Origin of the sequence: Pseudalgibacter alginicilyticus (assembly GCF_001310225.1) — a bacterium.
Classification (GTDB): Bacteria; Bacteroidota; Bacteroidia; order Flavobacteriales; family Flavobacteriaceae; genus Pseudalgibacter; species Pseudalgibacter alginicilyticus.
Window position 1 is genome coordinate 178,124 of the sequence record NZ_CP012898.1, and the last position, 19,904, is coordinate 198,027.

General features: G+C 31.0%; 15 protein-coding genes. 9 read left to right on the forward strand and 6 right to left on the reverse strand.

Translation table 11 applies throughout. The annotated features are described in order from the left end of the window. Positions 1-29 precede the first annotated feature (29 nt). Complete coding sequence (locus APS56_RS00715; RefSeq protein WP_054723827.1) at positions 30-1,025, forward strand: Gfo/Idh/MocA family protein; 996 nt, start codon at positions 30-32, stop codon at positions 1,023-1,025. Positions 1,026-1,053: 28 nt separating this feature from the next. Here the strand turns inward: APS56_RS00715 and APS56_RS00720 are convergent, their stop codons facing one another. Beyond that, on the reverse strand, positions 1,054-2,592 hold the full coding sequence (locus APS56_RS00720; protein ID WP_054723829.1) for a hypothetical protein: 1,539 nt from the start codon (positions 2,590-2,592) through the stop codon (positions 1,054-1,056). 345 nt (positions 2,593-2,937) lie between these two features. Here APS56_RS00720 and ychF point away from each other — a divergent pair, with 345 nt between their 5' ends. The 7 genes from ychF (at position 2,938) to arsA (ending at position 12,589) form a co-directional block, all read left to right on the forward strand. Beyond that, the gene (gene ychF, locus APS56_RS00725) at positions 2,938-4,032 is read left to right on the forward strand and encodes a redox-regulated ATPase YchF (RefSeq protein ID WP_054723831.1); all 1,095 of its coding nucleotides are present in this window, start codon (positions 2,938-2,940) and stop codon (positions 4,030-4,032) included. A 95-nt stretch (positions 4,033-4,127) separates the two neighbouring features. Further along, positions 4,128-4,583, forward strand: coding sequence for an SRPBCC family protein (locus tag APS56_RS00730; RefSeq protein ID WP_054723833.1), 456 nt, complete (start codon positions 4,128-4,130; stop codon positions 4,581-4,583). A gap of 159 nt (positions 4,584-4,742) precedes the next feature. Next, the gene (locus APS56_RS00735; protein WP_054723836.1) at positions 4,743-5,642 is read left to right on the forward strand and encodes a DMT family transporter; all 900 of its coding nucleotides are present in this window, start codon (positions 4,743-4,745) and stop codon (positions 5,640-5,642) included. Between the two features lie 139 nt (positions 5,643-5,781). Further along, positions 5,782-7,641, forward strand: coding sequence for a DNA topoisomerase IV subunit B (locus APS56_RS00740; RefSeq protein ID WP_054723838.1), 1,860 nt, complete (start codon positions 5,782-5,784; stop codon positions 7,639-7,641). A gap of 1 nt (position 7,642) precedes the next feature. Then, positions 7,643-7,822, forward strand: a complete 180-nt coding sequence (locus APS56_RS00745) for a hypothetical protein (RefSeq protein ID WP_054723841.1) — start codon at positions 7,643-7,645, stop codon at positions 7,820-7,822. A gap of 205 nt (positions 7,823-8,027) precedes the next feature. Continuing rightward, complete coding sequence (locus APS56_RS00750; RefSeq protein WP_054723843.1) at positions 8,028-10,715, forward strand: DNA gyrase/topoisomerase IV subunit A; 2,688 nt, start codon at positions 8,028-8,030, stop codon at positions 10,713-10,715. Positions 10,716-10,813: 98 nt separating this feature from the next. Then, on the forward strand, positions 10,814-12,589 hold the full coding sequence (gene arsA / locus APS56_RS00755) for an arsenical pump-driving ATPase (protein ID WP_054723845.1): 1,776 nt from the start codon (positions 10,814-10,816) through the stop codon (positions 12,587-12,589). Positions 12,590-12,772: 183 nt separating this feature from the next. Here arsA and miaA read toward each other — a convergent pair whose 3' ends face one another. Next, entirely contained in the window at positions 12,773-13,696 is a 924-nt protein-coding gene (gene miaA / locus APS56_RS00760; protein ID WP_054723847.1) for a tRNA (adenosine(37)-N6)-dimethylallyltransferase MiaA, read from the reverse strand. After that, entirely contained in the window at positions 13,689-14,525 is an 837-nt protein-coding gene (locus APS56_RS00765; RefSeq protein WP_054723849.1) for an ion transporter, read from the reverse strand. Before APS56_RS00765 ends, miaA begins: the two co-directional genes overlap by 8 nt. Before the next feature lie 736 nt (positions 14,526-15,261). On the opposite strand from APS56_RS00765, the gene APS56_RS00770 reads away from it, so the two are divergent. Then, on the forward strand, positions 15,262-15,717 hold the full coding sequence (locus APS56_RS00770; RefSeq protein ID WP_054723852.1) for a T9SS type A sorting domain-containing protein: 456 nt from the start codon (positions 15,262-15,264) through the stop codon (positions 15,715-15,717). Between the two features lie 93 nt (positions 15,718-15,810). Here APS56_RS00770 and APS56_RS00775 read toward each other — a convergent pair whose 3' ends face one another. Genes APS56_RS00775 through APS56_RS00785 form a run of 3 tightly spaced genes read right to left on the reverse strand, consistent with a single transcriptional unit; the run spans position 15,811 to position 19,885 of the window. Next, entirely contained in the window at positions 15,811-17,772 is a 1,962-nt protein-coding gene (locus APS56_RS00775) for a DUF3858 domain-containing protein (RefSeq protein WP_054723854.1), read from the reverse strand. Positions 17,773-17,820: 48 nt separating this feature from the next. After that, a complete protein-coding gene (locus tag APS56_RS00780) occupies positions 17,821-19,191 on the reverse strand; it encodes an exonuclease domain-containing protein (RefSeq protein ID WP_054731044.1) in 1,371 nt (456 codons plus the stop codon). A gap of 22 nt (positions 19,192-19,213) precedes the next feature. Continuing rightward, entirely contained in the window at positions 19,214-19,885 is a 672-nt protein-coding gene (locus APS56_RS00785) for a YggS family pyridoxal phosphate-dependent enzyme (RefSeq protein WP_054723856.1), read from the reverse strand. Positions 19,886-19,904: the final 19 nt, after the last annotated feature.

The following is a 19,904-nucleotide window of genomic DNA, read 5'->3' on the forward strand; positions in this document are numbered from 1 at the left end:
TAACTTAGTAGCAGAATAGAAATTTGGAAATGACTGTTGTTAAATTTATAATAATTGGAAGTGGTAATATAGCATCTGCATACTTTTCGGCTATTACAAATATAGGTCAGGCAGAGGTTGTAGGTATTGTTTCTAGTAAAACCATAAAACCTAAACCGCTAAATAATCTCCCTTTTTTTAAAAGTTTGAAAGATGTTAAAATTGATTTTGATGCTATTGTAGTGTGTACTCCAAATGGATTGCACCATGTAAGTACCATTGAAGCAGCTACTTTAAAAAAGCATGTGCTTTGTGAAAAGCCTATTGATATTTCATTAGAGTCTATTGATAAGATGATTAAAGCTTGTAAAGTAAATAACGTAAAGCTTGGAGTTGCTTATCAAAGGCGATTTAGTTCTGATAATCCCGTTGTGAAAAATTTGATTGATGAAAATAAAATAGGAAAGATTTTTTCAGTAGATCTTGCAGTGAAAAACTATCGGGATCAAGCATATTATGATTCTGCTGATTATAGAGGTAAGTATAAGATTGATGGTGGTGGCCCTTTTATTCAACAAGCTTGTCATTATATAGATTTGTATTATTGGTTTTTTGGAAAACCCACTAATTTGGTTAGTAAGTTAGGTACTTTTGTTCATAATATTGAAGTTGAGGATCATGGAGCTGTTATTTGTGTTCATGATTCAGGAATGATAGGTACTATTACTGCATCAACAGCAACTAAACCGGGATTCCCAGCAAAAATGGAAATTTATACAAGTAAGGGGTATATCATATTAGAAAATGATGTTATAACACAATGGGGTATTGAAGGTATGGCAAACCCATCAATTAAAATTAACCAACCTGAAACTAATAAGCATACAGGAGCTTCAAACGCTTTTGTTAATGATACTACTAATCATGAAACTGTTATAAAAGATTTTATTCAAGCTATTGAATTAGATACTAATCCGTTGGTAACAGGTGAATCTGCAAAAAATGCGACTGAAATTATTTTAGATATTTACAAAAGTCAATTTTAAAAGTACCTTGTTTTAGTTAGAAATCTCTTTAAAATAGAATTTTTACAAATCTTTGATTTTTTAAGTTATCAATATCTTGACCAAACATTAGTAAGGTATTTTCATTTATCCAATTATATAAAAAAGGCCTGATTGTTATGCCGTCAAGTTGGTTGTTGTTTATTAAAACCTGTCTTTTATAATTACCACTGTTTAAATCTACTGAGGTTGATAGAAAAGCTTTGTCAAAATCAACAAAATAATTAGCCAGGGGGCCTGTACGGTGGTTTAAATTTTTAGCACTACAATTATAAAGCAAATAAACTTTATTGTTTTTGTAAATTGGCAAAAAGGAACTGTAAATGGGAACGTTTGATTTATCATTTCGCTTTCCAATTTTATTAGCCCATATAATATTACCCTGATTGTTTAATTTAATAGTTGCTATATCGTGATGATAATACGTAATAGCATAATTGTAAGAATAGGACCATGATTTTTCAGCCAAAACCAATAATTCATCATTGTCTAATTTTATAGTTTGTTTTAATACAAAGTTTTGGTTATCTCGTTTTCCTTGATTAAACTTATCAATGGCCTTGTCTTTTTTCTTTCCATCTTCTATGAGTTTGGCAAAAAAATCTGAAGATAATTTATTATATTTTGAATACAATATATTTTCACTTTCAAGATTTATTTTGGAAGCAAAAATACCACTCATGGCATACATGTCTTTTGCGGAATACATCCCTGTTAATACTAATTCATCATCATTTAATAATGTGACGTTTAAAGTTCTTAAATGCACATTGTTTGGTTTAATTGTACAGATAGAGCTTATATTTTCTTGCTGTATTTTAAATAGTTGAAATTCATATCTATGATTGTTTTCATCATTCAAAACCTTATAGCTTTCATATATTTTGCAAAGTATAAATAACTTGTTTTTTTTATTTAAAAAAATATTATGAATTGATAAAACATCATTTTTGTATGGTAATTCATAAGAGGTATTAGTTATTTCATTAAAATCGGAATCAAAAGTTTGAACTTTTATTTTAGCAATTTCTTTGTTTTTATTGGGAATGGTGTAAAAAAGTGTAATAGTATTTTCGTCATCACTTATCATAAATTTACTAAGTGAATTTTTGGCACTTTTAGAATCGTTTTCAATAGTGGTTATTAGTTTTTTTTCGTATAAAGTAAATGTTTTTAAGTCTACACTTTGATGATAAAAAGTTTTGCCTTCATCATTTAACAAATAAAAAACATGTGTTATTTTGTCTTTTATTTTTACCAGCCCAAGGGAATTGAATTTATCTTCGTAAGTTTCGCTTTTTAAGTTTATTTCTTGTTCAGAGGGTGTCAAGTCTAAATTGAATTTCCTTAAAAACATATCGTCACCTTGCCCATATTTTCCTTCTGAATATAAAAGATAGTAGCCGTTCTCATCCTTGCCAATAATGTCAATAGGGATTTCTCTTTTTTCATTTTTAAAAACGGAACCAAATTCTACTTGAATATTATCTTGGGAATTGCTGAGATTAAAACATATAATAAACAGTAAGCTAATTGCAAATTTTTTCATATCAATGATATAATTTTTATCAAAATAGATAAGTAAATATAGGTGTATTTTGGATAATTTGTATGCGTTATTTTATTTTTTATTTGCTGCATTTAAAATAGTTTTCACACAGGTTTCGCTTTTATATTTTTTCATCTTTTATGAGTTAATCATGCTATTATATTGTGTGTAAAAAACACAAAAAAAATATGGGTTTAAAAGAAATCAAATGTTATAATTATATGTTTTCAAATAGTAAAAGATTAAAGACGTAAAATGATATAAAAAATAATTACAGAATTACCTACATTTGCACTCGCAAAAACAGATTCCCGACTTCTCGGGAATAAAAAAGAATATTTGAAAATGAAAGCAGGCATCGTAGGGTTACCAAATGTAGGGAAATCAACATTATTTAATTGTTTGTCAAACGCAAAAGCACAAAGTGCTAACTTCCCATTCTGTACAATAGAACCTAATATAGGTGTGGTAAATGTACCTGACAAGCGTTTAGAAAAGCTTGAAGAGTTAGTAAAGCCTGTTCGTGTACAGCCTGCTACTGTTGAAATTGTAGATATAGCAGGTTTGGTAAAAGGTGCTAGTAAGGGTGAGGGTTTAGGAAATCAATTTTTAGCTAATATCCGTGAAACCGATGCTATTTTGCATGTTTTGCGTTGTTTTGATAATGACAATATTGTACATGTTGACGGGAATGTAAATCCAATTAGAGATAAAGAAACCATTGATATGGAGCTTCAGTTAAAAGACTTGGAAACCGTTGATAAAAAACTTGATAAAGTAAAGCGAGCAGCAAAAACAGGTAATAAAGAAGCTCAAAAAGAAGAGGCTGTTTTATTGAAAATTAAAGCAGGCTTAGAAGCTGGAGTCTCTGTAAGGGCGTTAGAGTTTTCTGAAGAAGATGATAAGGATTTTGTAAAACCATCTCAATTTATCACAGATAAACCAGTTATGTACGTTTGTAATGTAGATGAAGGGGCTGCTGTTTCTGGAAATAAATACGTAGAGCAAGTAAAAGAAGCTGTTAAAGATGAAAATGCTGAAGTTTTAGTGTTGGCTGTTGGAACCGAAGCAGATATAACGGAATTAGATGATTATGAAGAGCGTCAAATGTTTCTTCAAGATATAGGTTTAGATGAGCCTGGATCAGCAAAATTAATTCGTTCGGCATACAAACTATTAAATCAACAAACGTATTTTACGGCAGGGGTAAAAGAAGTTCGTGCTTGGACTGTGGATATTGGAGCTACGGCTCCTCAAGCAGCTGGTGTTATTCATACCGATTTTGAAAAAGGGTTTATCCGCGCTGAAGTTATTGGTTATGATGATTATGCAAACTATGGTAGTGAAGCTAAAGTTAAAGAAGCGGGTAAAATGCGTGTAGAAGGCAAAAATTATGTTGTTAAAGATGGTGATATTATGCACTTCTTATTTAATGTGTAATTTGTTTTGAAATAGTTTAAATTGTGGGTGACTTTTTCTTTTGTTATAGTGTCTTTATTAATAGTAAGTAGATGCGAACACTATTGTAAAAATTTATGACCCTAATAGAAGTACAAACTTTAATTAATGCCGATATAAAAAGCTGCTTTGATTTAGCTCGAAGTATTGATTTTCATAAAGAATCATTAAAACATACAGACGAAATACCTATTGCAGGTAAAACGACCGGATTGATAGAAAAAGGGGAGTGGGTTAGCTGGGAAGCAACACATTTTGGTTTTGTTCAGCATTTAACTTCTAAAATTACCGCATTTGATGCTCCAAATTATTTTGTAGATGAAATGGTTTTAGGTGTTTTTAAATCGTTTAAGCATGAACATATCTTCAAAGAAGTATTGGGTAAGACAATCATGACGGATAGATTGTATTTTGAACCACCTTTAGGTATTTTAGGTAAAATAGCTAATTTATTATTTCTAAAACGGTATATGAAAAAGCTTCTAAAAACAAAAAATAGGTTGCTAAAAGAAAAAGCAGAATCTATAAATTAAACAATACAATTAATCGAGAGGTGTTTGAATTAATATTGAGTTTGTAGTGTCTCTATGAGTTTTTTAATCATGGGTTTAAGTGATTTTTGTTTATTCTGAACATCGTAATTGCTTGTTTTTTTACACGGTATTAAAAAATAACAAGTCTACTTTTGTATCATGCAATTAACAAAAAGTTTTTGGTTTGGAGTAGGAATTGGTGTTTTAGGTGTTGTACTTTTTTCGTCTAAAGCAGTCATGGTTAAATTAGCTTATAGTTATCAAGTGGATGCTATTAGCATTTTGTTGTTGCGAATGTTGTTTTCGTTTCCTTTTTATGTAATAATTGCTTATTTATATCGCAATAGTAGTAATAAGGTTGTGGTTGGTAGACAGGATTATTTTTGGGTTGTTTTCTTTGGCTTTGTAGGGTACTATTTAGCAAGTTATTTTGACTTTGTGGGGCTAACATACATAAAAGCCAGTTTAGAACGTATTATCCTTTTTTTATATCCTACCATTGTTATTTTACTTAATAAAATATTTTTAAAACACCCCATAACTAAAATTCAAATTGGTGCTATAGGATTAACCTATTTGGGGGTTGTTATTTCCTTTTGGGATGAAGTAGCAATACATGGTAGTCATATTTATTTAGGAGGGTTTTTTATACTCCTGAGTGCTATAACCTATGCATCATATTTGGTGGGTAGCGGATGGTTAATTCCAAAATTTGGCGTAATGAAATTTACAGCTTTTGCCATGATAGTGTCTTGTATTTGTGTATTCATTCACTACAGTGTTGTTAGTGAAATAAGTTTATTTAGTTTTTCGTGGGAAGTTTACTTTTTAGGTTTTTTGATAGCTATTTTTGCTACCGTTATACCGTCGTTTTTAGTGTCTGCTTCCATTAAAATAATCAGTTCTTCTAATTTTGCAATACTTGCCGGTATTGGACCAATTTCAACTATTATTTTGGCAGCTATTTTTTTAAATGAAGTTTTAACCTTATTACAATTTTTTGGAGCTATAGTGGTTATTGTGGGGATTTTATTGATTTCTCTTATTAAGAAAAAGTAAATTTTTCGAAACCAAAATAATAAGTTAATGTTCTCAACAATAATAATGCCTTATTGTTAATTAATTTGTATGCTGGCTGTTTCATTTTTTGTTACTAAGTGCTATCTTAGCATCCTATCACGAAAATATACTCAAATCTATGGCTGAAGCATCAAATTATACCGAAGATAATATACGTTCGTTAGATTGGAAAGAACACATCCGTATGCGTCCGGGGATGTATATTGGTAAGTTAGGTGATGGGTCTTCGCCAGATGATGGAATTTACATTCTCCTTAAAGAGGTTTTAGATAATTCCATTGATGAGTATGTCATGGGAGCTGGAAAAACTATTGAAATTTCAATTCAAGGTACTAAAGTTACGGTACGCGATTACGGTCGTGGTATTCCATTAGGTAAAGTGGTTGATGTCGTCTCCAAAATGAATACTGGTGGTAAGTATGATTCCAAAGCTTTCAAAAAGTCAGTGGGTTTAAATGGAGTAGGTACCAAAGCGGTAAATGCACTATCGTCATACTTTAGAGTAGAGTCTACTCGTGATAGTAAATCTGCTTCGGCTGAATTTGAAAAAGGAAATTTAACCAATCAAGAGCTATTAGATGATACTTCACGCAGAAAAGGAACTAAAGTATCCTTTGTGCCAGATGAATTTATCTTCAAAAATTATAAGTATAGAAACGAGTACATCGTTAAAATGCTAAAAAACTATGTATACCTTAACCCAGGTTTAACCATTGTTTTTAATGGCGAAAAATATTATAGTGAAAATGGTTTAAAAGATCTATTAAGTGAAAATATCACTGAATCTGATAGGTTGTATCCAATTATTCATTTAAGAGGAGATGATATTGAGGTGGCGTTAACTCATAGTAAAACACAGTATAGTGAAGAATATCATTCGTTTGTAAATGGTCAAAATACCACACAAGGAGGTACACATTTATCTGCTTTTAGAGAAGCTCTGGTTAGAACTATTAGAGAGTTTTATGGAAAAAACTATGAGGCGTCTGATATTCGAAAGTCGGTAGTATGTGCCATAGCTATAAAAGTAATGGAGCCTGTTTTTGAGAGCCAGACAAAAACAAAGTTAGGATCTACAGATATGGGGGGAGATTTACCAACGGTACGAACCTATATTAATGATTTTTTAAAAACATATTTAGATAATTTTTTACATAAAAATCCTGATCAAGCTGATAAAATTCAACGTAAGATTTTGCAGGCTGAACGTGAGCGTAAAGAACTTTCGGGGATTAGGAAATTAGCAAAAGACCGCGCAAAAAAAGCAAGTCTACATAATAAAAAATTGCGAGATTGCCGAGTACATTTTGGAGATACCAAAAACGCAAGAAATCTTGAAACTACCTTATTTATAACTGAGGGAGATTCGGCTTCGGGAAGTATAACAAAATCCAGAGATGTTAATACCCAAGCTGTATTTAGTTTAAAAGGAAAGCCTCTTAATTGCTACGGTTTAACAAAAAAAATTGTTTACGAAAATGAAGAGTTTAATTTATTGCAAGCTGCTTTAAATATTGAAGAGTCTTTAGAAGATTTAAGATATAATAATGTTGTAATTGCTACCGATGCTGATGTAGATGGTATGCATATTCGGTTGTTGTTGATCACTTTCTTCTTACAATTTTTTCCTGAAGTCATCAAAGAAGGGCATTTGTATATATTGCAAACACCGCTGTTTCGTGTTCGAAATAAAAAAGAAACGATTTATTGCTATTCTGAAGAAGAGCGAAAAAATGCGATTGAAAAATTAAAACCCAAACCAGAAATTACTCGATTTAAAGGATTGGGTGAAATTTCGCCAGATGAATTTCAATTTTTTATAGGAGAAGATATTCGTTTAGATCCCGTTATGTTAGACAATAATATGTCTATTGAAGAGCTTTTAGAATTTTATATGGGAAAAAATACACCAACAAGACAAGAATTTATTATCGATAATTTGAAGGTGGAGTTGGATTTAATAGAAGACTTAAAATAATATGAAAAAAGCAAGATTAGGCATTACAATATTGTCAGCTATTTTGTTAGTGATATGGGGTTTTAAACTTGATTATAACGATTTAAGTTACAAAAATAATAGTACAGCCTATTTAGGGATTTTAATAATGTTATTGTTAATCATTTTTGGAATCCGTCAAATTATTAAAGAAAAGAATTAATATTTTAAAATTGAAAACAATAAAGTTTTCAAGACATGTTAAATAAAAAAAGATACTACGTTATGTTATATAATAAAACCAATAAAAAACTTTTAAAAAGAAATTACAACCATTTACATTTTCAAGACGGTCCAAATAAAGCGAATGAACGCCGAATAAAAGGACTTACTTTTTTAAATGGTAAGCCAAAACAATATAATTTTAAATGACAGGAGATTTAAACGACGATTTATTAAACGAACAACAAGATGAGCCCCAAGAAACCATTACCAGAATTTCTGGTATGTATAAAGATTGGTTTTTAGATTATGCTTCATATGTAATTCTAGAGCGTGCCGTACCAGCTATTGAAGATGGTTTTAAGCCAGTGCAACGTCGAATAATGCATTCTATGAAGGACTTGGATGATGGACGTTACAATAAAGTAGCCAATATTGTTGGACACACTATGCAGTACCATCCACATGGCGATGCCAGTATTGCGGATGCCATGGTGCAAATTGGTCAAAAAGATTTATTGATAGATACTCAAGGAAACTGGGGAAATATTTTAACAGGCGATAGAGCTGCAGCATCCCGATATATTGAGGCTCGTATTTCTAAATTTGGATTGGATGTGGTTTTCAATCCCAAAATTACAGAATGGCAAGCTAGTTATGATGGCCGACGTAAAGAGCCAGTAAATTTACCTGTTATGTTTCCTTTGTTGTTGGCTCAGGGCGGAGAAGGAATTGCTGTAGGGCTTTCAACCAAAATATTACCACATAACTTTATTGAGCTTATTGACGCTTCTATAAAGCATCTAAAAGGAAAACGGTTTACTTTATTTCCTGATTTTCCAACAGGAGGTATTGCAGATTGTTCAGACTATAATGATGGTTTAAGGGGGGGGAAAGTAAGAGTGAGAGCTAAAATTTCTCAGTTGGATAAAAGTACTTTGGTTATCTCCGAAATTCCTTTTGCTACCACAACATCTTCTTTAATTGATTCTATATTAAAAGCAAATGATAAAGGTAAAATAAAAGTAAAAAAGATAGAAGATAATACAGCTGCCGAAGTTGAAATTTTAGTGCATTTACCTTCTGGATTATCTCCTGATAAAACTATTGATGCTTTGTATGCCTTTACAAGTTGCGAATCGTCTATTTCGCCTTTAGGATGTGTTATAGAAGATAATAAACCTCTGTTTATTGGCGTGTCAGAAATGTTACGTCGCTCTACTGATAATACTGTAGATTTATTAAGACAAGAATTAGAAATCAAACTAAATGAGTTTGAAGAACAGTGGCACTTTGCAAGCTTAGAACGCATTTTTATTGAAAATAGAATTTATCGAGATATTGAAGAAGAAGAGACTTGGGAAGGTGTTATAGGTGCCATTGATAAAGGTCTTCAACCACATATTAAACATTTAAAACGACCTGTTAATGAAGAAGATATTGTAAGGTTAACAGAAATTAGAATCAAGCGTATTTCTAAATTTGATATTGATAAAGCTCAGCAAAAAATAGACGCTTTAGAAGATCAAATAGCCGAAGTAAAACATCATTTAGCAAATTTAATTGATTATGCCATTGCATATTTTACTAGATTAAAAAAGGATTATGGTGAAGGTCGTGAGCGTAAAACTGAACTCAGAGCTTTTGACGATGTTGATGCTACAAAAGTGGTTATAAGAAACACCAAACTTTACGTAAATCGAGAAGAAGGCTTTATAGGTACGTCGCTCAGAAGAGATGAGTATGTTTGCGATTGTAGTGATATTGACGATATTATTGTTTTTACCCGAGAAGGAAAAATGATGGTAACCAAGGTCGATACAAAAACCTTTATAGGGAAAGATATAATTCATGTTGCCGTTTTCAAAAAGAAAGACAAGCGTACCATTTATAACATGATTTATCGTGATGGAAAATCGGGACCCTCATACATCAAGCGTTTTGCAGTGACAGCTACAACTCGAGACAGAGAATATGATTTAACTAATGGAAATAAACAATCTACTGTTTTATATTTTACAGCAAACCCTAACGGAGAAGCTGAGGTTGTTACTATATTACTTCGTCAAGCCGGAAGCATTAAAAAATTGAAATGGGATATTGATTTTTCCGATATTCTTATAAAAGGACGTGTATCAAAAGGTAATTTAGTAACTAAGTACAGGGTTAAAAAAGTTGAATTAAAAGAAAAAGGGATTTCTACTTTAAAGCCAAGACGTATTTGGTTTGATGATACGGTTCAAAGACTAAATGTTGACGGTAGAGGTGAACTTATAGGCGAATTTAGAGGAGAAGATCGTCTTTTAATTATAACCCAGTCTGGTAATATTAAAACTATTTTGCCTGAATTAACAGCTCATTTTGAAGATGATATGATTGTACTCGAAAAATGGATACCTAAAAAACCTATTTCGGCAGTTTATTTTGATGGTGAAAAGGAACGTTATTTTGTAAAACGGTTTTTAATTGAAAATGAAAATAAGGAGGAAACCTTTATAACTGAACACGAAAAATCTCAATTAGAAATTGTTTCTACTGATTGGAAACCTATGGCTGAAATTGTTTTTGGAAAAGAACGCGGTAAGGATCAAAAAGAAAATCAGCAAATAAATCTTGAAGAATTTATTGCTGTAAAGGGTATAAAGGCTATTGGTAATACGCTAACAACTCTTAAAGTTAAGCAAATTAATTTATTAGAACCTCTTCCTTATGAGTCTCCAGAAGAAGTACATGCTGATGATTTAGATGTGGTTGATGAAACAGAAGTATCTTCAGAAAATTCAAAAAACAATAATTCTGGAGTCAACGAAAATACAAGTTCTAAACCATCAAATAGTAAAGATGATTCTGATATTTCAGGTAAGGATGATAAAGGGCAAACAACCTTGTTTTAAGATTTAGTGACTAAAAAACATCATTTAATGTTGATAGTTTGACTTGTGTTGGTATTCATATCATCCATTCTAAAATAAACACATAAACATTGCCATATATGACTGAAACAAAAACAAAATATTTGTTCTTTACGGGAAAAGGAGGCGTTGGAAAAACCTCGCTTGCTTGTGCAACGGCTGTTAAAATGGCTGATGCAGGGAACGTTGTATTACTTGTTAGTACCGACCCTGCATCCAACCTAAAAGATGTACTAGAAAGTTCTGTGAATGAAAGTATAAATTCTATTAAAGGACTAGACAATTTGTTTGCAATTAATATCAACCCTGAAAATTCTGCCGAAGCATATCGCAATCGAGCAACTCAACCCCTTGAGGGCTTCCGTACAAAAGAAGAAATAGATAAAATTAGGGAAGATCTTTCAGGTGCATGTACTACTGAAATAGCCTCTTTCGATGAATTTTCTCGGTTTGTTTCTAACGAATATGATGGAACTAAATTTGATATAATTATTTTTGACACAGCACCAACTGGCCATACATTAAGATTGCTTGAATTACCTGCTGCATGGTCAAGTTTTACAGAAGAAAACCCAGATGGAGCTTCTTGTATTGGGCCAACATCAGCATTAAAAAGTGGAAAAAAAAGATATCAGAGTGTAGTACAGAAACTTAGAGACTCTAGCTTGACAAGTTTTTATATTGTAGCAAGAGCAGATGAAGTTTCTTTAAAAGAGGCATCAAGGACAAGCCAGGAATTGAGGGAACTTGGAATGAATAATCAACTATTACATATCAATGGTGTCTTTAAATCTGTTAACAAAGATGATCAATTTGCTAATAAGATTGAAAGGATGAGTGATGCGCAACTCAATTCTATACCTGAAAATTTAAAACCCTTAACAATAACGATATTTCCTCTTTTACCTTATAATATTTTGGGAATCAGTAAACTTCGTTCATTATTTGATTCTGAATTTCAAAAATCAATTTCAGAAAACATGATTTTCAAAACGGAACTAACTGGTCAGACATTAGAAGGAATCGAAAGGTTAACAGACGAACTTTGTGAAAATGAGCAACACGGGCTTATTATGACAATGGGTAAGGGAGGAGTTGGAAAAACCATAGCAGCGTCCGCTATTGCGGTTTTACTTGCCAAAAAAGGTTTAGAGGTTCTTTTAACAACTACCGATCCTGCTGCGCACATACAGGGATTTATCCAGCAATTGGGAGAACTTCCCCCAACATTGACAGTGGAACGGATAGATCCTAAAGCTGAAACACAGAAATATATTGAAAAGGTTTTGAATCATAAAGGCCAAGGTCAGTCTGAAGAAGCAAAAAAGTTGATATTGGAGGATTTAAAGTCTCCCTGCACAGAAGAGGTTGCTGTTTTTCACGCCTTCTCAAAAGCAATCAGTAAATCAAAAAGAAAGTTTGTGGTTATGGACACTGCGCCTACTGGACATACTTTGTTATTATTGGATACAGCAGGAAGCTATCATCGAGATATTATGAGGAATAATTTAAATAAGGGTAGACTTCGCACTCCATACATGGCTTTGCAAGACAATAAATTATCAAAAATAATTTTGGTTTCTTTACCCGAAACAACTCCAATGCGCGAAGCTGGGGCGTTGCAAGATGATTTAAAAAGAGCAGGTATTACACCATATGCCTGGTTAATAAACCAAAGTCTATCAGTACTATCAGGTTTAATGGATCCGTTACTTAAAAATAGAGCTAATGCTGAAACAAAAGTTATTGATACAATTAAATCTTCTTACTCTAAAAGAGTCTTTGGTATTCCGTTTATTGCAGAAAAAAGATTATTACCTACACTTTTAAATAGTCACTTAGAAGAAAGTAAATAAGTATGTATAAGTATGACAGAAGTTAATCATTGAAATGAAAACGCCCTGACCAGATGAATTTTATTTCAACTAAACAATTTCAAATAGAACGCAGTTAGTAAAGCAACTAAAAAACTATCAAACAATAAACTTTAAAAAGATTCCGTGCCTCATGAGGTAATATCATACTAAATATTTTGTCTTTCAGGCAAGTTCGTTGTTGTCTATTTGTTTTTTTACGGATAAAAAAATAGTTTCAAGAGGTGTTTTATAGTCGAACCATAAAGTTTGCTCATTTTTTTTAAACCATGTTAATTGCCTTTTTGCAAAACGTCGAGTATTTTTCTTTATTTCTGAAATAGCAAATTCAAGTGTCCATTCGCCTTCTAAATATTTGAACAATTCTTTGTATCCAACAGTATTTAAGGCATTTAAGTGTTTGTATGGTAGTAGTTTTTTTACTTCATCTAATAGGCCTTCATTCATCATCATGTTAACACGTTGATTGATTCGATTATAAATAATTTCTCTTTCGGCAGTTAAGCCTATAGAAATAGTCTTAAAATTTCTTTCAAGTTTTCCTTTGTTTAAAAAGGAGGTGTAGGTTTTCCCGCTTCCTAAACAAATTTCTAAAGCACGAATAACACGATGTGGGTTATCAATGGAAATTGAATTATAAGCTTTAAGGTCTAATTTTTTTAGTTGTTCCTGTAAATAAATGAGTCCTTTAGTTTCCAATTTATTGTTTAAATCTTCTCTAATTTTTTTATCTATCTCAGGAAAATCATCTAAACCTTTTACAACTGCGTTCACATATAAACCTGAACCGCCAACCATGATAAGTACATCATTAGATTCAAAAAGTAATTGCAAGGTTTGCAAGGCTTCTTTTTCAAAAGTACCAACATTGTAATTATCCTCAATAGATTTATGATGTATAAAATGGTGTTTAGCAGCAGCTAATTCATCAGAAGTAGGTGCTGCAGTACCAATTTGCATTTCTTTGAAAAATTGCCTTGAATCAGCAGATATTATTTCGGAATTAAAATACTTGGCAAGTTGAATACTTAATGTTGTTTTCCCAATTGCAGTAGGCCCCACAATGGAAATAAGAATTTTATCAGGCATTATTTTTTAATTTATTTCCACATTTACGACAGTAGGAAGCATCGCTTAAAATAATATCTGCACCACAGTTTTCACAGGAACTGTTTGTTAAATTTGGAGTTTTTTCTTTTGTAGAAGCAAATTCGGCAGAAACAATTCCAGTTGGTACAGCAATAATTCCATAACCAATTATCATAATAATGGTAGCTAATATTTGCCCAATGGTTGTTTGTGGCGTAATATCTCCAAAACCTACTGTTGTGAGTGTAACAATACACCAATAAATACTTTGTGGAATGCTTTTAAAACCATTTTCGGGTCCTTCAATGAGATACATGATGGTTCCTAAAATTATGGAAACTATAAACACAAAGAATATAAAAATAAAAATTTTTGAACGACTGTTTTTTAATGCTCTTATTAGGTTGTTTGATTCTCCAACAAATCGTATTAGTTTTAAAATTCTAAAAACTCTCAAAAGTCTTAAAGCTCTAAATACTGATAAAAAATGCGTATCTAATATGAAAAAAGAGATGTATTTAGGAAGCGTGGAGAGTAAATCGACAACACCATAAAAACTAAAGATGTATTTTTTAGGTTTACTAACGCAGATAATTCTTAAAATATATTCTATAGTAAATAAAATGGTGATAATCCATTCTGAAATGTTAAAGAAATCATGGTACTTGTCATCAAACGATCTTACGCTTTCTAACAAAACAATAATAATACTATAAACAATGGCTATTAAAAGCGTAATATCAAATAGCTTACCAGCAGGTGTGTGGGTACCATAAATAACTTCGTGTAATTTTGAACGCCAATTGCTTAAAATATTTGATGAATCCATAATGGAACAAAAATAAGAAAAGAAAGCTAGTAGTACTTCTTTTTCAATAGTATTAACGAATTGTTTTTTATTTCAATGATTTTTTGTGAATTTGTTTATTTGGCAAAAATAATAAGAAAAATGTTTTATTAATATTGTTTACAATTGGGCTATAAAGTTTCAATTGCAAAAAAAATCTATGTTTTGTGATAAGGGAAAAACAATAAAATAGTTTTTCAATAAGTATAATTAATATAAAATATATTGTATTTTATTTCGGTTTTCGTCGATAAAAAATGCATTTAAAAAGATGTTTTTTTTGATAAAAAGTCTTTAAAAATTAGCGAAAAGACATATTATTGAGCTCTATTAATTTAACCTAATTTATATTATGAAGAACTTTTACAATTACATTGCTTTTATTGTTTTTTTAGTAATTACTAACGTTGCATTTGGACAAATTACAGATGTGGTTACAGGATTGAGTCAGCCTATAGGAATTACTGCTTGATGGTAATGACCTCTATGTTTCAGAGCACAGTTCTGGAGAAATCTTAAAAATTGACATTACAGCACTTTACCCAGCTCCTGTAACTATGGTGGTTAGTGGTCTGTACCAACCAAGGGGAATGTTGCTTAATGGAGACGATTTGTATATTTCTGAGTTAGATGAGGTAAAATATCAAAGATAGATATTACCGACCTCACACTAACTCTGACAACTGTTGCTACTGGATTAAATCAGCCTGTTGATTTGGTGCTTGGTGGTAATGATTTATATATTGCAGTATCCACTGGGAAAAAAATATCTAAAATTGATATTACTGATCCTATACCAACCACAGCTACTGAATTTATTTCGGGTTTTACTGGGAGACCATATGGTTTGTTGTTACATGGTAATGATTTATACGTTTCAGAGTTTAGTAGTGGGGATTTATCAAAAATAGATATTGCAGCACCATCTCCAACATTAACAACTGTTTCTTTATCGCTTATTGTTAGTATGTACCCAAACCCTGCCGATGGTTATGTTAAAACTTTAGGTGTGACTGAAGCGGTAAACTTTAAAATTTTTAATGTACTTGGGGTTGAAATATTTAGTGGAAAAATTTCTGATAGTCAACAGATAGATACAAAAATATTGACCCAAGGTATATATTATCTTGAATTGGAAAATATAAAAACCATGAGATTCATCAAAAAAAAATAGATTTTGATGGATATATTATTTTGAAATACAAACTAACCTAACCCCTATAGTTTATCAATGGGGGTTTTTCAATATATCAAAAAAAACAGAAAACTACTTCTTCTTTAATAGTATAAGAGAATTATTCTGTATATCTACAATTTTACTCATAAACTCTTTTAAATAGGGGTAGTACTCTATCTCGTAAATTGGTTCTTTAAAATCTATTCGTAATGATATATTTATAGTGTTATTTAAAACAGCAGTAGAAAAAAATAATTGCCCTTTATCATTCGGGAGTTTTAAAAATATATTTTCAGGTTTTTCTAATACCACATAGTCATCTCCCAAATCAATGCTGAAAATATAGTTGTAATAATCTTTAAATCCAAAATCTATAGGATAAGTTCTTTCTTGAAGTTTAAATGGGTTCTCTTTAAAAAATTTTACAAAAAAAGGATTTAAATAAATGTTACTTCCTGCTTTTTCAGAAGTGTATTGAATATTATAACTTTCTGTAAAGCTACTATTTTTTTTATCTTTATTATTAACAATATGATTTGTTATTTCTGTGTTAGGAAATCTATTTTTTAAGTTTTTTACATAAGATTCGTTGTTGGAATAATATGATTTTTTTGAAGAAAGCGCATGGTATCCTGTTCTATGTGATTCAACAGTTCCTTGTATAATATCTTGTTTTGAATCTAAATTTAACTGGACCTTATATAAAACTGATGAAGGTTTTTCAGCGTTTATGGCTATCCATTTACTGCCATTTTTAAAATCAAGCAAACGCCCATCTTTGTTTAAACATCTAAAAGGAAGTTGTCCAAAATTTAAATAAGGATCTGTGGCATCTAATAAATATGTTTTATTATTAATAGTGGCCTGAACAATTAAGTAGTTGAAATCAGAAATAACAGGGAAAATTTTTGTTGGAAATCCGTTACTTCTCGTAGATATAAGTACTGGTTTTACATCTATTTTAGAAGCTTTTAACAGATTGTGTAATAAAATATTTATGGATGAAACATTTCCCGATTTATTTTTAATTAAATCTTTAATCGTATGATCTTTAAAAATATTATATTCTTCATTCCAAGTGAAATTATCTTGCACATAATGATAAATAATTTCAGCCTTTTTTAAAGTGTTTGGCTCACTTAAAATTTGATTGTTAAAAAAATCTTCTTTATTAACAGATTTTGATAATTGCCTTCCAATACTTAGTTCAGCTTTTAATTCATCATCAACACTTTCCCAAGTTTTAGTATAGTCGTTTACCGTGCCATCAAAGCCTCTAAATGTTTTTAATTCATATTCTACCCGTGCAAGGTAATTGTATTTATTAGTTATATAATCTTCTTCAATAAAAGCAGGTATGTCTTTCATAGCAAAATGATTTATGCTGCAATCTGCAGAGGCTCCATTAGGACCCTCTAGACAATTTTTTTTTAAATTAGAAGTATTAGTATCAAGAGCTTTGTATCCAACTAATTTTATGTTATATACCCAATTTCCAGGAATGCTTGTTTTGTAATCGCTATATAATGTTGGAATATCATCTTGGAAATTCCAACCCTTGTATTTAAACATAAAAGGGGTGTCAAGTTTGTAACTGTAGGTAATGACAGATCCTTCTTTTATATTGGGTAATGTAAATTTTACTAATGTATAATTTTCGTTATATTCTTCTTTGTAGATGTGCTCTTTTTCTAATTGCGTTTTTATTACTTTTCCATTTAATTTATTATAAGTTGTAGCTAAAATATGTTCAATATCTTCAGTAATATTTTTGTTTTTATATAAGTAAACAGAAACTGTAGCTTTATCAAACCCTTCCTTATTAAGGATTTTAATTTTGCGTTTTATTTCTGTATGAAGCTTGTAATCAGATTGGTCTACATAACTATTTCCTTCTTCATAAATTACCAAGGCATTGGCTGTAGAATCTTTATCAAATGTATTGGTTTCAATATCTGCTAATGTTACGGAATAGGAATTTGAATTGAATTTTGATTGAGAATAAGTGTAAATACAGGGGAGTAGAAACAAAATGAAAATTACTTTTTTCATATAGAAAAATATTAAACACGCTATGTAAGAAATTTTTCTAAATTACGACTAAATTTTATCAAAAACAATTCGTTTTACTTTTTTATTTCTACGTAAATAACTTTGAATAATATGTTGAGTATCCCTATTGTTTTCCATAGGAGTGATGATTGATGCTAACACATCCATGTTATTGATTTGATAATTCAAATTGAAGAAACCTAAACCCTTAAAAACGCCGTTTTCAATAAGAATGGCGCTGCGTTCATCAATATCTCTACCTTTATCAATAATTACCATGTTTTTGTTTTTGTAACTATTTTTATCAATAAGTTGGGTTACTCGTTGGTTGTATGTTTCTGGTAATTCCTTTTGAATACATGCTCCTTTGCAGCTTTTAATATCATAGTTAAAACAACTATTCTTGGTTTTATAAATCCCAGTTAGTTTTTGGCAAAGTCCGTATTCTTCTACAGCTTTTTCCATGAAACTTTTTCCACTTTGGCGGTTACTAAATGTAGTTATAGGGTGTTTTCTACCATCAGCTATATCAATTTTTAGGTTTATATATTTGTTTTCATCTTTAAAACTATATAAAGCATGGGTAAATACCGTTCGTCTTAAAGCGCGATTATAAATGGGTTTATTTCGTTTAATTTCTTCGCTTTCTTTTAAAAGGGCTACCAATTCACTTCCAGTAGCTTCGTAAGTAACCGATGCTACATGCAATTGAATACGTTTTGATTTGTGATTGGTATTAGTAAAGTGCTGATTGATGCGTTTTTTTATGTTGTTGCTTTTACCTATATAAATAATGTTGCCTTCAGAATTATGAATATAATATACACCTGTTATGGAAGGTAAGCTTTCAATAATATCAATATGCTTAGGTTCTAATTGTTTTTTTGGATTTAATCGAATAGATTTTTGGATGATACTTTTAGTAGTGTCCTTGTCTAACAGAAGCTTAAAGAGCTTAACAGTAGCTATAGCATCACCAGAAGCACGATGCCTATCTGTAACAGGAATTCCTAATGAGCGCACTAATTTTCCAAGGCTATACGAAACTTGCCCAGGGATTAAGTTTTTAGATAATTCAACAGTACACAGCGATGGTCTTTCATATTCGTAGCCTAACCTTCTAAATTCAGTGCATAAAATCCTATAATCAAAATCGGCGTTGTGGGCTACTAAAATAGTGTCTTCGGTAATTTCTATAATACGTTTTGCAACTTCATAAAACTTGGGAGCGTTGCGCAACATATTACTGTTTATTCCTGTAAGATTTACCACAAAAGGCTGAATATCTCGTTCCGGATTAACAAGACTAATAAATTGATCTACCACTTCATGGCCGTCATATTTATAAATAGCAATTTCTGTGATACCTTCTTCATTAAATTTTCCACCAGTGGTTTCTATGTCTAATATTGCGTACAATAAATGCTTATGCGTTTTTTTGTTAAATTGAATAATTTCTACTTCCAAAAATACTACTGCCAACTCGTATCATGTTACTACCACAATCAATTGCTAATTGATAATCACCACTCATGCCCATAGAAATGATTTGAGGGTTAAAGTTAAAAGATTTAAGCGGTTTTAGCTCATTAAAAGTGTTTTTTAAAAGTGTGAATTCTTTTTTTATCTGTTGTTCATCATCAGTAAAAGTAGCCATGCCCATAAGGCCAATTATGTTGATGTTTTTTAAGGCTGAAAAATCTTTAGATTCAATAATTTTGGAAGCTTCTGTTTTCTGCATTCCGAATTTTGAATCTTCAGTAGCTATTTTAATTTGAAATAAACAATCAATAATCCGATTATGTTTTTGGGCCTGTTTATTTATTTCTTCTAATAATTTAAAATTATCTACAGCATGAATTAAACGTACAAAGGGTGCCATATATTTTACTTTATTTTTTTGTACGTGTCCAATCATATGCCAATTTATATCCTTGGGCATGGTTTCATGCTTTTCAACCATTTCTTGTATTTTGTTTTCACCAAATATGCGTTGTCCAGCATTGTAGGCTTCCATCAAATCTGGAATGGGTTTTGTTTTTGAAACAGCTACTAAAGTAACATGACTAGGTATGTTTGATTTTATATGGTTGAGGTTTGCTTTTATCTGCATTATTTTATTTTGAATGTTG

Bases quoted from the DNA above. Each gene is read 5' to 3' on its own strand.
- APS56_RS00715 (WP_054723827.1), top strand. From the start codon at position 30: ATGACTGTTGTTAAATTTATAATAATTGGAAGTGGTAATATAGCATCT.
- APS56_RS00720 (WP_054723829.1), bottom strand. From the start codon at position 2,592: ATGAAAAAATTTGCAATTAGCTTACTGTTTATTATATGTTTTAATCTC.
- ychF (WP_054723831.1), top strand. From the start codon at position 2,938: ATGAAAGCAGGCATCGTAGGGTTACCAAATGTAGGGAAATCAACATTA.
- APS56_RS00730 (WP_054723833.1), top strand. From the start codon at position 4,128: ATGACCCTAATAGAAGTACAAACTTTAATTAATGCCGATATAAAAAGC.
- APS56_RS00735 (WP_054723836.1), top strand. From the start codon at position 4,743: ATGCAATTAACAAAAAGTTTTTGGTTTGGAGTAGGAATTGGTGTTTTA.
- APS56_RS00740 (WP_054723838.1), top strand. From the start codon at position 5,782: ATGGCTGAAGCATCAAATTATACCGAAGATAATATACGTTCGTTAGAT.
- APS56_RS00745 (WP_054723841.1), top strand. From the start codon at position 7,643: ATGAAAAAAGCAAGATTAGGCATTACAATATTGTCAGCTATTTTGTTA.
- APS56_RS00750 (WP_054723843.1), top strand. From the start codon at position 8,028: ATGACAGGAGATTTAAACGACGATTTATTAAACGAACAACAAGATGAG.
- arsA (WP_054723845.1), top strand. From the start codon at position 10,814: ATGACTGAAACAAAAACAAAATATTTGTTCTTTACGGGAAAAGGAGGC.
- miaA (WP_054723847.1), bottom strand. From the start codon at position 13,696: ATGCCTGATAAAATTCTTATTTCCATTGTGGGGCCTACTGCAATTGGG.
- APS56_RS00765 (WP_054723849.1), bottom strand. From the start codon at position 14,525: ATGGATTCATCAAATATTTTAAGCAATTGGCGTTCAAAATTACACGAA.
- APS56_RS00775 (WP_054723854.1), bottom strand. From the start codon at position 17,772: ATGAAAAAAGTAATTTTCATTTTGTTTCTACTCCCCTGTATTTACACT.
- APS56_RS00785 (WP_054723856.1), bottom strand. From the start codon at position 19,885: ATGCAGATAAAAGCAAACCTCAACCATATAAAATCAAACATACCTAGT.